A 14,777-nucleotide genomic window follows, 5' to 3' on the forward strand; every position below is an offset into this window, starting at 1 on the left:
CAGGTCTCACTCCTGAGCAAGCAGTTTGCTGGAGGGAGGCACGAGGGCAGCGAATCGCTGTTTTCATGGCGCCCTCGGTACCCCCTCCTTTCAACTGGGACAAACATGATCAAGATGTTCCCCCGCCGACCCCCCGCCAGTCCAGCAGCCACGGGTCCCGCCAAGCACGCCCCTTATCGGGCCAGGATGATCCTCACCGAGTCCACGATCAGACAGGTCGAGCAAGTTACGAGCCGTGAGTCTCTGGCGAAGCTCGACCATGTGCTGGTGGCTGTGTCCATGAATTCCGACATCGGTATTCAGGTCCAGGGCGCCAACCGAGCCGTGCGGGAGTACACGGACTCCTTCAGGAATGTGCGCGTCATCTACTACATCGTGACCTCTCACACCATCGTGGTGTCCTACATCGAGGTATGAGGGTGCTGCGCCGCCGCACACCCGGGACCATCCGCGGTCCACCGGCAGGTTGGGCCCATCAGTGGGTGAGCGTGCGACCCGTCCGTTGCGTACAAACGCAGGGGCAACAGCCTCACGAGAGTCCTCTGCCGTGTCCCGGCCCTCCGGCCTGTCCGGAGCACTTCCAGGAAAGGGCGTCCCAGTGGTCGCGATCCCTCCCCGGGCTGTGAGCACGGCGGATTTCGGTGTGCGGGTACCAGTCGGCGTCTACTGCGACGATCTGGACTCGTTCGGCATGCTGCACAACAGCCGCTACGGACGCCTCGTCGAGCGGGCCTGGAACACATACTGGGAGGGCCGTGACCTGACACATGCCGGAGACGGGGACGCGCCGGGGGACGGACTGAATCTGATCAAGGAGATTCATCTCACCTATGAGGTCGCAGTCACCCGGCCAGGTAACTACACCGTGCACCTGTGGACAGATCACCTGGACAGCACCACCCTGTCCTACGGATTCCGTTTCTGTTCCACCGACCTGACGACCACATATGCGCATGGAAGCCGCGTCATCGTCCGCATCGACCCGGGCACTCTGCTTCCGACACCATGGAACGCCTCGACCAGGAGCCTGGCAGCACGGATCCAGCGCATCACGTCCTGAAACCGCGCTGATCACGTTTCGGGTGTGGGAGCACCGCCAGAACACAGACAACGGACGTCTGCCACGCCCCGCACCGACCTATGCGGCGAAAGTCAGTGATATGAGACTCGATGCATTGGCAATACCCGAGAGCTCCGCGTGCGCCTCCGCGCTCGAAGTGGCTACCGCGTATTGCTCTCCCGCTCTTCTGAACCACTCCGTGCGTGCCTACTTGTGGGCTGCGGCCTACGGCACCTCGCAGGGGATCCCTTTCGATCCCGAACTCCTCTATGTGGCGTCGATGCTGCACGACATCGGCCTCGTCCGGGAGTTCGACAACCACACTGTGGCCTTCGACGAGGCCGGCGGACACGTGGCGTGGGTGTTCGGGGCTGGGGCCGGGTGGCCACCGGCCCGCCGCACCAGGCTGTCCGAAGTGATCGTCCGGCACATGTGGGACCGGGTGGATGTGACCGTGGATGCGGAAGGCCACCTGCTGGAGCGCTCGACGGGTCTCGACATCTGTGGGCGCAACACGGACGACTTCTCACTCGAGTTCAAGAGCGAGGTGCTCGAGCGCTACCCGCGACTCGGCCTCGCCAAGGAGTTCTTCTCCTGTTTCCGGAGCCAGGCGGCGCGCAAGCCGGACAGCTCAGCCGCAGCCTCAGTGCGCAACGGCATCGGTATCGAGATTGCCGCCAACCCCCTGGACCTCGCCCGACAGGTGTGACCGAGTGCCACTCCCGACGTGAAGTTCGCCCAGTGTGCGAGGGCATCGATGCAAGCCGGTGTATGCACAGCCTCTACCGATGCTTTGAGCGCCGAGGGGCTGATTGGACAGGCGCCAGGGTGGCAGTACGACAATCCAGGCACATGTCTGGGCCATCTCTAAGAGAGACGAGGATCCCCATGTTGCGAAACGGGCTGGAGCCGTGGCACCTGATCGTGGTGGCACTGGTTCTGATCATGCTGTTCGGTTCCAAGAAGCTGCCCGAGGCCGCCCGCGGCCTGGGTAAATCCATGCGCATCCTGAAGTCCGAGGCGCGTGCGCTGAAGGCCGACGACGACGCCGCGACCGCGACCGCCGCGTCCCTGCCTGGCACGACCGCTAACACCGCTCCCCCGGTCGCCGAATCCGCCCCCCAGCCCGAGGCACACACCTCGTAGCGGGTCCGCGTTTCTGGATTCGGATGGTCTTGATATGTTCTAGGCGCCCGGAGCTCGGAAGCATGCGGTAGCGATGGCATGGGTCGCTGCCCGGAGTAGCCGACGCCGCGGCGCTGTCGGCCTGCGGCATTTCGGTGAATCCGTGCTGGCAGCCGTGGAGCCGGGCTGGCGGCGCTCACCGAGGGGTATGAGCGGTTGCAGCGGCTCGCCGTCCGCAAGGAGACGACCCGCCGGGAGTTCGTCGACGATCCGCCTCTGGGGCGCGGCGATCCGGGGCGGCTGGCGGAGCGCTTCGGGCTCCGGCTGGCCGGCCGACATGTCGTGGCGTCGCCACCGATACTGACGCGTACGACGACTCCCACCGCGTGGAACGGGAACTGGCCGGGCGGATCGGCGACCACGGTGTGCTGCTCACCACCAAGGGCGGCCGGTATGTGTGCATCGCGCCCACCTCGGAACAGGCTGTCCTGGACGCCTTCTTCAAGCTCGGCGGCGACGTGCGGGTGGCGCTGGGCCGGCCCCACGGGCCCCGGCGGTGGTCAGAAGTTATGAGTAGGCGCTCAGCGCCCTGACCTCGCGGATCGACTGCGCGTCGAAAGCCCGCGTCCTGAACTCGGCGGAGCTTCTCGTCTTCCCGTCCTCATGCGCGGCCCCACCCCGGGGTTGTCCGCACCGCCCCTGCCCACCTCACGGGCCTGTGCACGGTGGATGCGGCACTCCTCGCCGTGCAGTAGCCGGTGTTCTGGAGTGCGGTAAGCCATCTCCTGCTGTCGGCGCTCACCGCTCGATACACCGGACGACCGCAGCCGCCGGGTCGCAGAAGCGGCGGCACGGGGTCGGTGGCTTACGGTTCACCTGCGCGAAGGCCTTCAGGCTACTCCAGCACGTAGAGGCCCGGGAGGTTGACGACCACAGCCTCCTGCGTGCTGCGGGCGATCACCACCACGGCCTCCTCGTCCTGATCGGGGTTCTCCTCGCGGTGCGGTACGAAAGGCGGCACGAAGATGTAGTCGCCCGGCCCCGTGCGGAGCCGCACCTCCTCCGGCCCCGCCCCGGAGCCGTCCGGCACGCCGAGAAAGACGAACTCGGGGTGGCCGCTGACGACATAGATCGCGGTCTCCGAACTGCCGTGATGGTGATCGGCTGACGAGGTCGCAGGAGCGACAGTGGTCTGCCCCATCCACATTCTCTCGGACCCTACGGACGCACCACTGATCGCGGCGAAGCGGCGCATGCCCCCGGTCTGCGCCGTGTCGGCGTCCAACTGGTCGGCTGGAATGTGATGGACCTTCCGGTGAGCATGGGCCGCCGGTCTGCCCGGAGTGCGGGGCAAAGCCGGATGGAAGCCGTCATTGGCGCCACTGCCGGACAGAGGGAGCGGTGACGAAGGGTGTGACGTCATGGGAACCACCTAACGATCTATTTTTAGAATACGGAAGGATTATTGGCCCGGCTCACTATGCCGTGGGCCAGACTGGTTCGGCTTAGGGCTTGCCGGGAATCAACACGCAGGTTTGATCTTGATTCGCGCCACCGCACAAGATGCCGTGCTCGGCCGCCGACTCCGGCGAGTAAAAATTGTCGAGGTGTCGAGCCGTCCTAGGCTCTACTGCCGGGCCGACCCGAACGCCCGCGAGCTCAGTCCTCGTTGACCATGTCTTCGGCCAGCGCATAGCGGGCGTGGGATCCGCCACCGCGGCGTCGACCTGCGCCACCATTGATCAGCCTTCACACTGCGGGAGCCCGAACGCACGGACAGGCCATTCTACCTGCGACGGCCTATGACCGCAGTAACTGTTACGCACCCGGCCGATCCGGCAGACGGCTGGACGAGCTTCTCTACACGAGTCTCAACCGCCCTGTGAACGTTCAGGTGATTCCGATCTCGAAATCCATCGCAGTTCCCGGGAGGGGATGTTGCGATGACCGCTGGACCTCAAGCAGCCCGTGGTGCCTCCTACAAGGATGGGAGGATGTCCGGTGCGATGGGGAGGAATATGGCTGAGGCGACCCCCGGAGTGTGGGACACACCTGACCATGGATCTTGATGTCCAGGAAGGTGTAGGTTCCAACCACCTTCGAAGGACTCGACACTGCGGATTACCAGGGCAATCACGGCGGCCGACCCCGAGTCATCACCGCGGACATACTCGATACCGTGCTCCGCCGCAGCGCGGGGGAAGAGCGTCGAGAACCCCGGCCCACCTGCTCATCCCCATCGACCGCCGCAAAGGACATAGCCCGAGCCTCTCCAGCATCTACCGGGCGCTGGCCGCGCTGGAGAAGATCCTGGCGTACCCGGAGGCCGCCGAGACGGAGCGCGCGATGCCGCTGCCGCCCTGCACCGCCCCCGGGGCGCCGGGGGCGGTACGGAGTCTTCTTGGGGGCGCAGCTCTCGGACGTCCGCGCCCTCTCGGTCAGGGCCTGACGCGGTCGGCGACCCGGTCCGTGGTCAGCTCGGCGCGGGCGGCCATCTGCCGACCCCGCGTCAGGATGGTGTCCAGGGCCCAGGTGCCCGGCCCGGCAAACGCGATCAGTAGGAAGGTCCAGCAGAACATCACCGATGGCTCGCCGTTGTTCTGGATTGGCAGCAGCGCGTGCTGCTGATGCACGCTGAAATACGCGTAGGCCATGGAGCCGGAGCAGAGTAGGGCCGCCGCACGGGTGACCAGGCCGAGGGCGACCAGGGCACCGCCTACGAGCTGGATGAGCGCCGCCCACCAGCCCGGCCAGGTGCCCGTCGCGATGGTGCCGCCGTGGCCCATGGCCCCGCCGAACCAGCCGAACACGGACGATGCGCCGTGGCAGAAAAAGAGCGCCCCGACTATTACGCGGAACGCGGAGAGGGCATGCGGCCAGAGCTTCTGCTGTGACATGAAGTACCTTCCTGTGGAATGTACAGAAGTTATATATTTTGTCAGAATTCTGCGATGCAGTATTATCAAATGCGCGGATTCGAAAATCTAGTGCTACAAGGAAGCCGTCAGGAAGTATCCCTTGGGAATTCGACTTCCCCGCAACGGGTACATGCTGTCTGTTCGGTCGGTCCGGCGACAGGATGCAGCTGCTCCATATGCCGACCCTTGATTGCGGACTCACCGATGACATACGCGACGGAAAGGAGAATTAGTGCTAGTTCGATGAAGATGCTGACGAGGCCGTGGCGGCACTCAGCGAAATAACCATCAGGGCTGCGGCGGGCCCGGCAGGTGACGCGCTCGTGAGGAAACAACGCGCCGACGCGGAATGCGATTCACTCAATAGGCTCTTTCGTTTTCCGCGATTTACAACCATGGAGAGATTCCACTGCTCTTGCTGGATTCCCGGTCTCAGAAGAATTCTGCCAAGGCGACCTCAAGGCCGTCCTTTTCTTGAACCGGACTGCGGCCGCTTGTCGGCAAAATTTTATCCAGTCGGCCCGATTCAATGATCAGTACGTGCTACTCATTCCGTGCCCGCCGCGGCGGGGGCCGGACCGCGGTGGGGGCCGGCCTGGCGGGTAGGGGGAGATGTTGGGACCGGTCGGCCGTTGGAAGTCCCAACTCCACCGGCGCAGAGGCTTTGTTGACGCTGTGCTCGGGTGGACTCCCGGTCGGGCGGGCCACCGTGTCCAATGGCCGCAGGCCTGGGCTCTCCCCCCGCGGCCGGTGAGCAGTGCCCGTACCTTGCCGGCGGGCTGGTGGATGTCAGCCCGCCGCCCGCCGGGCTGCGGAAGCACCCCGGTCATCCGGGTTCGCGGCCGTTCCCAGCACCGCTTCTCCATCGCCGCCCTGTGCTGCTACCAGCCCGGCCAGCGCGCCCGCCTGATCTACCGGCTCAAACGGCATACCGACCCCAAAGAGCGCAGGTCACAAGAGCTTTGCCCTGGACCGAGTATCGCGACCGCCTCATCGCAACTCACCACCAACTCGACGGACCGATTGTCCTGATCTGGGACAACCTCAACGTCCACAAAGACCGCCGGATGCGAGCCTTCATCGACGGGCACGCCTGGATCACCACCTGCCACCTGCCACCTACCACCTGCCGCCCTACGCCCCCAACCTCAACTCGGTTATAGGCATCTGGTCCGTCCTACGCCGGACCAGCCAGGCCAACACCGCCTACACCGAACCCGACCCACTCATCCGCCGACTACGACACGGCCTCCGTCACATCCAATACCGCAGCGACATCATGCGGATGCCTGACCGCGACCGGTCTCACCCTGACCACACCACGCCAACAACCTCAGTAGAGGCTGTCGGCCCATGAGGGGACGGCATAAATGTGGACGTCGCCGAGTGCAAGACAACGCGGGCCGAAGAGCGTTGAGCGAGGCTGGGAGAGGTCTTCGATAGCGAGGGCCACGGCGGCGAAGCACACGGCCGGCCTTCTGCTCGTCGGGAAAGTCCCGTACGCGCTCGCCGTGGGCGCGAGCCGTTCGATCCGGTGCTGCTTCGGCGTGCTTGATCAGTACGTTCTTCAACTGTGCACGGTCGGTGGTCGCAGCGAGGTCCTGCGCCTCGTACCAGGCGGGGCCCTCGTGATCGGTCGGCCATGCCTTGTTGTAGGAGCCTCGCAGGGTGACGACTTCGTCCCAGGTCAGCTTCTCCACCCGGGCCAGCAATGCTGCCGCTGTTCGCCCTTGAGGCCCCAGCGCCCACCAGGCCGGTACCTGACACCGTATCTTCTGGCTCCAGCTCCGTCCGGAACATGCCTCATCGTCGTTCGGGACAAGAGCGAAGATCCACAGCCCGAACGGGATCTGGGACGTGAACGGCAAATAGTTGACACCTGATGGAAGGGGCGCCGCGCGGTGCCATGGCTGCTTGCGGCACCGCAGCAGCACGCCGGATTCCTCGATGAGGATGCTGCGGCGGTCGCGCAGGGCGGCGGCGTAAGAGGTCGTTTTCTCCCACTGTTCTATCCCGGGATATGCTGGTTAGTCCGAGGTGTCGGGTCGCGCCAGACACCTCACGATGCCAATGCGTCAATCTTGGTGGCGAGTTCGGCGGGGAACGCGGTGTTCTCGTCGAACAGCTTGTGGTGCTGGAGGCAGTGGTGGAGCTGTCCGATCATGCGGTTGAAGAGGTTGCGCTGGGCAGCTGCGTGCCAGTCTCCGTGCTCGCGGCGCCGTCGGTAGTGGGTGTTGGCTCCGGGCGAGTTCCGCAGCGAGGAGAAGGCCCACAGATAGCCGGCGTGGTTGAGCCGGTCGTTCTTGACCCACCGGCGGGTGATGGACGACTTCTTGCCGGAGGCTCTGGTGATGGGCGATGAGCCTGCGTATGCCTTGAGGCCGCGGGCGTCGGCGAAGCGCGTGTGATCGTCCCCGATCTCAGCGAGGATCCGGGCGGCGAGCTGGATGCCGAGTCCGGGAAAGCTCAACAAAATCTCGGCGTCCGGGTGTTCAGGGAAAACCTCTTCCACCGCCTCGGCGAGCTGGTCGGCAGCGACGCAGGCGGCTTCCAGCTGGAGGAGGAGGGCAAGCATCTGCTTGCCCAGCGCGTCCTCGACCAGCGGTGGCTGGTGGGCCCATTTGGCGCGGAAAACGTCGCGGAGGCGGTCGGCTTCTGCCTCGATGCCGCGTTTGCGGCCGGCCCGTTTGAGGGCGGCCTGGAGCTGGGTGCGGGTCAGCCTTGCGGCTCGGGCAGGGGCCGGGGCGGCCCTGAGGAGTTCGCGGGCTTCGGGGCGGCACAGGCCGTTGGCCCAGGTGGCAAAGGCTTCCAGGGCTGCCGGGTAGTACTCCCGTAGCAGGGAGCGGAGCTGGTTGGCGAGTTGCTGCCGGTTCCAGAGTGAGTCCTGCTGGGCTCGGGCCAGCACGGCGATGGCCCGGCCGAGGTCGGAGTCTTCGGGCAGGGGCCGGTGAGCGTGCATGTCAGTGCGCAGGATGTTCGCCAGAACGAGGGCGTCGCCGGGGTCGGACTTCTTGCGGGAGACCGAGTGGCGGTCGCGGTAGCGGGCGGCGGCCATCGGGTTGATTGCATACACTTGTCGCTTCCCGGTTCGCAGGACTGCCACGAGCAGGCCGCGGGAGGTTTCGATCGCTACCGGGATCGGATTCTCCTCGGTGTCGCCGTGCTCGGCGAGCAGTTCCAGCAGGATCTTGTAGCCGGCCGCGTCGTCGGTGATGTGCCGTTTGGCCACCAGTGTGCCGGTGTCGTCGACCAGGGCGACGTCGTGTGTCTTCTCCGCCCAGTCGATGCCGCAGTAGATCAAGGTTCCCTCCCGATGTCCTGGTGTCTGCGCTGGTCACGAGCGCATGCGGGCCACGCGAGCGTCCTAATCCCAGGCATCAACCGCCAAGCGGATGTGCCTCCACCTCACTAGCCGTTCGTGGCACCAGCGCACCCCACGGGCCTCGGTCTGCACGAGAGCTTGGACGGGCTCGGGCACAACAAGAGGTCACCGTGCGGCGGGCTCGCATCACCAACACCAACGAGTGATCAACTGATGAGTGCTGACGGTGGCGGCCACGAGAACGCCGAACGTCACCGCTCTGGCGCGAGGCTTCGAAGGCCCGGAGATGGTCAGCCGTCCGTCCGGCGCTCACGTGGCCACCACCGTCTCGAGCACCAGAACCGCACACACGATCTACGTTGAGACGTCACCAGCCCAGCTGCCCTGAGATGTCACGATCCGGCACTCGAACATCCCGAGAGACAACGGCTCCCTCGAGACACCCTTAACAAGGGATTAGGAGATGGTGTTCTCGCCGGTGAGACGGCGGGCCACGAGGTCGGCCATGGCGATGTGGATCATGGCCTCGGATCGGGCGGGGAGGGTCTCGTAGTCGCGGGCCAGACGGCGGTGGAGCATGAGCCAGCCGTAGGTCCGCTCGACCGCCCACCGCTTAGGGATCGGCGTGAACCCCCTGGTCCCGGGGGTGCGGGCGGTGATCTCCATGTCGATGCCGAGAGTCGCGGCGTGCTCGACCAGGTGTTGGCGGTAGCCGCCGTCGACCCAGACCTTGCGGATGGCCGGGTGTTCGGCGGCGACCTGGTCCAGGAGTCGGGTGCCGGCCGTGGAGTCCTGCACGCTCGCCGCTGTGACCAGCACCGCCAGCAGCAGACCGATGGTGTCGGTGACGATGCTCCGCTTTCGGCCCACGATCTTTTTGCCGGCGTCGATGCTGATGTGAGGCATGGACGCTGGTGGAGGTCTCGACGCTCTGCGCATCGATCAGGCAGGCCGACGGTTTGCAGTCCCGTCCTTCCTTCTGCCGCAGCAGTTGTCGGAGCAGGCCGTTGAGCTGGGCGAACACGCCTTCCTGCTGCCACTTGGTGAAGTAGCCGTAGACCGTGTTCCAGTGCGGGAAGTCGTGCGGGAGGTAGCGCCACTGGACCCCGGTGCGGTCCACATACAAGATCGCGTCCATGATGTCGCGCAGGTCGTGCTCCGGCGGCCGGCCGAGATCCAGGGCCCTGCCGCGGCGCTCGAAGCGCCAAGCGGCAAGGACCGGCTCGATCAACTCCCAGCGGGCATCGGACAGATCACTCGGATACGGGCGTCGCGTCGGCATGCTTCCGGCGTACCGCTCCAGGCCGAGTGCGCCCAGGCGCACTGCAACGCCAGTAGAAGCACACGGTCGCGAAGGCCGGGCGTCCTGGGATGAGACAGGCACGAGGCGCATCTCGACCCACTCGTCACCCCATCTGACCTACAGAGCTCAACAGCAACTGCCGCCTCTTCAATTCAGCCAGCCGACGGCGGTCACTGCCTGCGTGGAGACACGGTTCAGGCAGGCTCCCAAAGCTCGATCCGATTGCCCTCAGGGTCAGTGACCCAGCCGAATCGACCGACACCATCCATATCCTGCGTTTCCTGCGCCACGTCCGCTCCCTTGGCGCGCAGTTGGGCGAGCATCGCGTCCAGGTCTCGGACCCGGAAGTTGAGCATGGTTTGTTGGGCGCGGGACCCGAAGTAGTCGGTCTCGGACTCGAACGGCGCGAACACCGTTGGCCCGGCTTCCTGACTCCACAGGCCGTGCTCATCGAGGTCCAGGCCAAGGCAATCGCGATACCACGCGCTCAGGACCGCCGGGGTCGAGGCCCTGATAAAGTATCCGCCAATTCCCAGGACACGTTCCATGCCGCTATCTGTGCTCACGTTCTGGTTCCTTTACTCTTGCATTCGGCTACACGTGAAAGCGCCAAGCCGATTTCCCCAAATGACTGTATCTGGTCCAGCCAGCTGAAGCTGGATAGGATCTGACCGTAGCCGGTAGACCTTCCACCAGCACCCCTTTCCGGGCGGCACTCCTCCGCAAGCCAGTCCGCATCCGGCAGAGAAACCGCAGGTGAGGGCCAGCGGGTATTGCCCAGCGCGATGGAGGCTACCGGCTCGCCCGCTCGATGCAGCAGCCCGACGACGTGCACGAGGCTGGATCAGCCAAGGCTGCCAGAATCGCATCTACATCATCAGCCAGACGTCCGATAAATATTTAGCTGATTGCTCGGGGGAATCAAGAGTACTGGCTACTCAATTCGGTCACGCAAGCGGTCTTTCCGGGTGAGGCGGCGGGTCATGAGGGTGATGGCGGCCCAGGTGATCAGGGATTCGGCGTGCTGGATGAGGCGCTCGTAGTCGCGTGCGTGGCGGCGAGCGTGCATGAGCCAGGCCAGGGAGCGCTCGACGACCCAGCGGCGGGGCAGCACAACGAATCCGATGGCGTCCTTGGGTCAGCTGACCGTCTTGACTGTGAGGTTGAGGTACTTCTTGGCCCATGTGACGAGCTGGCCGGCGTAGGCGGAGTCGGCCCAGACGATGGTGATCTCCGGGTGCGTGAGCCGCAGTCGGAACAGGACCTCCTTCGCGGCGTGGCGGTCGGTCATGTCGGCAGGCGTGACCATGACGAACAGCACCAGGCCCTTGGTGTCGACCACGAGATGTCGCTTGCGGCCGTGATTTTCTTCGCGGCGTCGTAGCCGCGGTGTCCTTGCCGACGGTCTCTGCGGCTTTGACACTCTGCGAGTCGATGATGGTGGCGACGGCCTGTGGGGCGCGGCCCATGCGCTGGCGGATCCGGCGACGAAGCCGGTCACGGATCTGTCCGACGACGCCGGCCACGGCCCAGCGCGTCATGAAGCCGTAGACCGTGCGCCAGGGCGGGAAGTCCTTTGGCAAAGCCCGCCACTTGCAGCCTGTGGCGACGACGTACCGGATGGCATCGACGATCTCTCGCCGTGGATGCTTCTCCGGGCGGCCTCCGGTTCGGGTCTCGCAGGCCGGCGTCGGCAGCAGCGGTGCGATCAGCGCCCACTCGTCGTCCCAGGTGTCCGAGGGATACCAACGTCGCCCGCAGCAACAGTTCTCTCCCCTCGGACGGTGGTGCGGGCTGCCGCGCCTTTGGCGGCGGCAGCCCGCACCGGTCAGGCATCGGTGAAGTCGGCGATGACGTCGAGCGTGGATTCCACCGAATTGAGCTGAGTGTTCAGGTGCTTGATCCACCGGCCCTTGGGTTGGAGGGCGGCGTGCGGTGCGACGGTTCCGGTGATGAACCGGCGGATCTCGGTGAGCTTGCCGCGGATGATCGCGACCTCATAGACCTGGAGCTCGACGGGGTCGGCGCAAAACTTGTAGCCGTCCGGCCTCGTCCAAATCAGCGGGGGCCGGCTCTGACCAGTTGAGGAAAGGTAAGATCGGCCGGACGTGCCTCGAACAGCACGAAGCGGACAGTGTCGGCCTGCCGCTGGGCTGCCGGCGATTTGCGCTCGCGAGAGCGAGGCATCGGCTACTCGCCTTGCAGAAGCCGGGCCAGCTTGCCGTCGACGTCGACCTTCCCGGTGTCGACGACGGTCTCGATCCAGTCCAGTGTCGCCCGGACCCGGGCGACGTTCTCGTGGACGATGGTGCGTTCGTCGTCGTCAAGCTGGCGGTCGCGCATGCCCGGGACGACCCGGCCGGCCGCGGCGACGAACGCGTGGCAGGCGGTGACCAGGTCGAGGAATTCCACCGACCGCTCGATGCTGCGGATGATCGCCGGGGCGACGGGATTGGTGTCCTGGAAGTGTTCGCGGGCCTGCCAGCCCGGATCGACCTGGGCCCGGTTGACCTGATGGCGGGCGATGTCGTCCGACATCGCCCGAAACGCGACGTCGGGGCGCCGCAGCAGACCGGTGGTCACCTCCGCCGCGACACCCTCGTCGCGGGTCAGCTCCTCAACCACCCGGACCTTGTCCGCCGGAGCGACCTGGGCGACGACAGCCGGGCGCCGCAGGAAATCCGGGGCGACCGCGGCAGCAACCTGGTCCTCACGGGTCAGCTCGGCCACCGCCCGGACCTTGTCCTCAACCTTCACCTGCGCGACCACCGACGGCCGCCGCAGCAAATCCCCGGTCACCGTCGCGGCGACCTCCTCGTCCTGGGCGAGGGTGTGGATCGCGCTGACCTTTTCCTGCGGTGTGACCGGCCTGGCCACCTGCTGGCCGACCCGCCGAAGCGCGTCGTCCGGCGTCCACCGGGCCTTGCCTTCGGGCGTGTTGAGGATCGCAGTGAACCGCTCTTGCTCATCCGCGATGCTGGCCAGGATCTTGTGGACGGTGAAGGAGACGTCCTTCACCCGGCGGTCCTTCGGCCACCTTGACGCCCAGCGAGCAGATTCCACCGACCTGTAGGTCGCGCCGATATCTTCGGCCAGGCGGAACAACGAGTCCCTGACCGTGAACAGCTCAGCGCCCGGCGCGGAGCCTCCGCGACCGCGCATCGGTTCGACCTCGAGTGCGGCGTCGCCGATCGTGAACTGGATGCGGCTGGCGGTCTCCATCAGTTTCCGCAACTCGGTCAAGATCTCTGCATACCGGCTCGCGCTGACACTGCCGACCTTCTCGGCACTCTCCTCGGGCATGGTTCATCACCAACCCGCGAGCCGGGCACGGCACTTGACCGCGACGGGAGACGACCCGCTTCCTGAGCCCGAGAGTCGGACCGGCAATGCGCAGATCACAATAAATGACCTCAATTGACCGGAATCCGATCGAATTGGTGATCGGGATGTGTTCGAGAACCGCCGGACCCGCAGCCTGACCAGCAACTTCTTCCCAGACAACGGCCGCTCGGCAAGACAACGCTCGTAGCAGGAATCCACCCGCCGAGCCCGGGTACGGCACCGCGGGCACCTGGGCGGCCACCACGATCCGCACTCGCCGCGATGAGTGGATCGGTGCCGGAGTGTTCGTCCGGCTCAAACAGCTCGCGCTCGATGCCTATGACCGCCTGGTCGGCTTGGCTCTTGAGGATGTCGCCGTGGACGGGTGTATCACCAAAGCACCTGGTGGAGGGCAGGTCGCCGGACCTTCCCCGGTCGACCGGCGTAAACAGGGCATGAAGCGCTCACTGCTGGTCGAGGGTCACGGGATTCCGGGTCCTGGCCGGGGCCAACCGCCATGACTCGCCGCTGCTGGAGCCCACCCTCGACCTGCTTGCGGAGATCGGCCCGCTGCCCGAAGTCATCACCGTGCACCTGGATTCTGGTTATGACTCTGGGAAGACCCGCGCCCTTCTCGACGAGCGCGGGCTGCAAGGCGAGATCGCCCGCAAGGGCGATAAAGCCCCTATTCAAGCTGGCCGTCGGTGGCATATCGAGCGGACGAACGCCTGGCACAACGCATTCAACCGACTCCAGCGCTGCTACGAACGCCGCCAGATCGCCATCAACGCGTTCTTCGACCTCGCCGACACAATCATCACTTTGCGTAGCCTGATCCGCCGCGCCTGGACCACCCACCGCTGGGACAACCGCCCCATACGACGCCCTTGAAGATCACAACCCGCGCAAGGCCGTGTCAGGTCCCACATGTGCACTGACCGACGGCGCCGCCCCATCGGTCATAAACCCATCACCCGCTCGTGTTCAGCCATGCTCGGCGCGTGCGTAGGCTTCATGCAGGTCGGCGATTTCCTCATCGAACCCGTAGTACGACCATGACCACCACTCGTGTTCGAGCGGGCGAAGATCGATCGTGCCGTCGTAAGTCTCGGCGGTGTCATTTTGACGCGTCGGCACGCCGTACCACCGCACGAGGAAGGTGAAGCGGCCATAGTGCACCGCAAAGATCACGCCGGTGACGGGATGGACCATCACATTGTTGATACCGAGCGACCATTTGCATGTTTCGGGCAGGTCGCGACCATACTTGTAGAAGAGGGCGACGCCTCCCTCGTCGATGCTGATGCCGTGAAAAGGCTTCAGCCGATCGTCCGGGCCAACACGGAGCCAAGCGAGGATTCGTTCGTTGGCCGGGTGTGCATGCATCCAATGGCTGAGATAATCCACGCCGGCTAACTGTACATGCGATGCAGCCCCCCTGCAGCAGGCGGTCTGCGTCAAGTAACCCACGTCCCAGGAGGCCGCACGGCTGCCTATTCGCGCGACCTCGAATTCAGCGCGTGTTACGTCAGCGACTACTCCCTCTGAACGGCCACCACTTTTCCAAGCAGCGGATGGAAATATACAACCACGGCGACACCATGGACCAAGTAAAAACTACTCAACAACCAGGATTCGAAGGTTGATTCTGTCCTGCTCTGCCACGGGCGTGTGTCGTGGGCGAGTGCAGGCGTGGGCCGTGGGCGAGCCGCCGACTGGTCGAAT

11 protein-coding genes and 5 pseudogenes are annotated in these 14,777 nt (G+C 65.3%); 7 read left to right on the forward strand and 9 right to left on the reverse strand.

The features are described 5' to 3' along the window. Nucleotides 1-186: 186 nt before the first annotated feature. From LNW72_RS00235 to LNW72_RS00255, 5 genes are all read left to right on the forward strand, one after another. The gene (locus LNW72_RS00235; protein WP_250973414.1) at nucleotides 187-417 is read left to right on the forward strand and encodes a hypothetical protein; all 231 of its coding nucleotides are present in this window, start codon (nucleotides 187-189) and stop codon (nucleotides 415-417) included. 226 nt (nucleotides 418-643) lie between these two features. After that, nucleotides 644-1,060 (forward strand): thioesterase family protein, encoded by a 417-nt coding sequence (locus tag LNW72_RS00240; protein WP_250973415.1) that lies wholly within the window; start codon nucleotides 644-646, stop codon nucleotides 1,058-1,060. Nucleotides 1,061-1,160: 100 nt separating this feature from the next. Further along, nucleotides 1,161-1,769, forward strand: a complete 609-nt coding sequence (locus LNW72_RS00245) for an HD domain-containing protein (protein ID WP_250973416.1) — start codon at nucleotides 1,161-1,163, stop codon at nucleotides 1,767-1,769. A 179-nt stretch (nucleotides 1,770-1,948) separates the two neighbouring features. Beyond that, entirely contained in the window at nucleotides 1,949-2,206 is a 258-nt protein-coding gene (tatA, locus tag LNW72_RS00250; protein WP_250973417.1) for a Sec-independent protein translocase subunit TatA, read from the forward strand. A gap of 365 nt (nucleotides 2,207-2,571) precedes the next feature. Further along, nucleotides 2,572-2,778: a hypothetical protein gene (locus LNW72_RS00255; RefSeq protein ID WP_250973418.1), complete on the forward strand. Its 207-nt coding sequence runs from the start codon at nucleotides 2,572-2,574 to the stop codon at nucleotides 2,776-2,778. Nucleotides 2,779-3,080: 302 nt separating this feature from the next. Here LNW72_RS00255 and LNW72_RS00260 read toward each other — a convergent pair whose 3' ends face one another. Continuing rightward, nucleotides 3,081-3,608, reverse strand: coding sequence for a cupin domain-containing protein (locus tag LNW72_RS00260; protein WP_250973419.1), 528 nt, complete (start codon nucleotides 3,606-3,608; stop codon nucleotides 3,081-3,083). Between the two features lie 1,015 nt (nucleotides 3,609-4,623). Continuing rightward, entirely contained in the window at nucleotides 4,624-5,082 is a 459-nt protein-coding gene (locus LNW72_RS00265) for a DoxX family protein (protein ID WP_250973420.1), read from the reverse strand. An 807-nt stretch (nucleotides 5,083-5,889) separates the two neighbouring features. Between LNW72_RS00265 and LNW72_RS00270 the strand changes: the two are divergent. Beyond that, nucleotides 5,890-6,443, forward strand: a pseudogene (locus LNW72_RS00270) (transposase). Nucleotides 6,444-7,162: 719 nt separating this feature from the next. Here the strand turns inward: LNW72_RS00270 and LNW72_RS00275 are convergent. The 6 genes and pseudogenes from LNW72_RS00275 to LNW72_RS00300 form a co-directional block, all read right to left on the reverse strand. Further along, a complete protein-coding gene (locus tag LNW72_RS00275) occupies nucleotides 7,163-8,404 on the reverse strand; it encodes an IS110 family transposase (protein WP_250973421.1) in 1,242 nt (413 codons plus the stop codon). 477 nt (nucleotides 8,405-8,881) lie between these two features. Then, a pseudogene (locus tag LNW72_RS00280) lies at nucleotides 8,882-9,707 on the reverse strand (IS5 family transposase). Nucleotides 9,708-9,922: 215 nt separating this feature from the next. Further along, on the reverse strand, nucleotides 9,923-10,276 hold the full coding sequence (locus LNW72_RS00285; protein ID WP_250979962.1) for a VOC family protein: 354 nt from the start codon (nucleotides 10,274-10,276) through the stop codon (nucleotides 9,923-9,925). A 386-nt stretch (nucleotides 10,277-10,662) separates the two neighbouring features. Next, nucleotides 10,663-11,440 (reverse strand): annotated as a pseudogene (locus tag LNW72_RS00290) (IS5 family transposase). A 116-nt stretch (nucleotides 11,441-11,556) separates the two neighbouring features. Then, nucleotides 11,557-11,915 (reverse strand): annotated as a pseudogene (locus LNW72_RS00295) (RacP protein). Nucleotides 11,916-11,918: 3 nt separating this feature from the next. Next, nucleotides 11,919-13,031: a DUF6192 family protein gene (locus LNW72_RS00300; protein ID WP_250973422.1), complete on the reverse strand. Its 1,113-nt coding sequence runs from the start codon at nucleotides 13,029-13,031 to the stop codon at nucleotides 11,919-11,921. Between the two features lie 269 nt (nucleotides 13,032-13,300). On the opposite strand from LNW72_RS00300, the pseudogene LNW72_RS00305 reads away from it, so the two are divergent. Further along, nucleotides 13,301-13,943 (forward strand): annotated as a pseudogene (locus LNW72_RS00305) (transposase); the annotation flags it as partial. Between the two features lie 93 nt (nucleotides 13,944-14,036). Here LNW72_RS00305 and LNW72_RS00310 read toward each other — a convergent pair. Then, nucleotides 14,037-14,459: a hypothetical protein gene (locus LNW72_RS00310; RefSeq protein ID WP_250973423.1), complete on the reverse strand. Its 423-nt coding sequence runs from the start codon at nucleotides 14,457-14,459 to the stop codon at nucleotides 14,037-14,039. Between the last annotated feature and the right edge of the window lie 318 nt (nucleotides 14,460-14,777).

Source organism: Streptomyces sp. RKAG293 (assembly GCF_023701745.1).
Lineage (GTDB): Bacteria > Actinomycetota > Actinomycetes > Streptomycetales > Streptomycetaceae > Actinacidiphila.

Coding starts and splice junctions, on each gene's coding strand:
- LNW72_RS00300 (WP_250973422.1), bottom strand. CDS start 13,031: ATGCCCGAGGAGAGTGCCGAGAAGGTCGGCAGTGTCAGCGCGAGCCGG.
- LNW72_RS00285 (WP_250979962.1), bottom strand. CDS start 10,276: ATGGAACGTGTCCTGGGAATTGGCGGATACTTTATCAGGGCCTCGACC.
- LNW72_RS00260 (WP_250973419.1), bottom strand. CDS start 3,608: ATGACGTCACACCCTTCGTCACCGCTCCCTCTGTCCGGCAGTGGCGCC.
- tatA (WP_250973417.1), top strand. CDS start 1,949: ATGTTGCGAAACGGGCTGGAGCCGTGGCACCTGATCGTGGTGGCACTG.
- LNW72_RS00245 (WP_250973416.1), top strand. CDS start 1,161: ATGAGACTCGATGCATTGGCAATACCCGAGAGCTCCGCGTGCGCCTCC.
- LNW72_RS00265 (WP_250973420.1), bottom strand. CDS start 5,082: ATGTCACAGCAGAAGCTCTGGCCGCATGCCCTCTCCGCGTTCCGCGTA.
- LNW72_RS00235 (WP_250973414.1), top strand. CDS start 187: ATGATCCTCACCGAGTCCACGATCAGACAGGTCGAGCAAGTTACGAGC.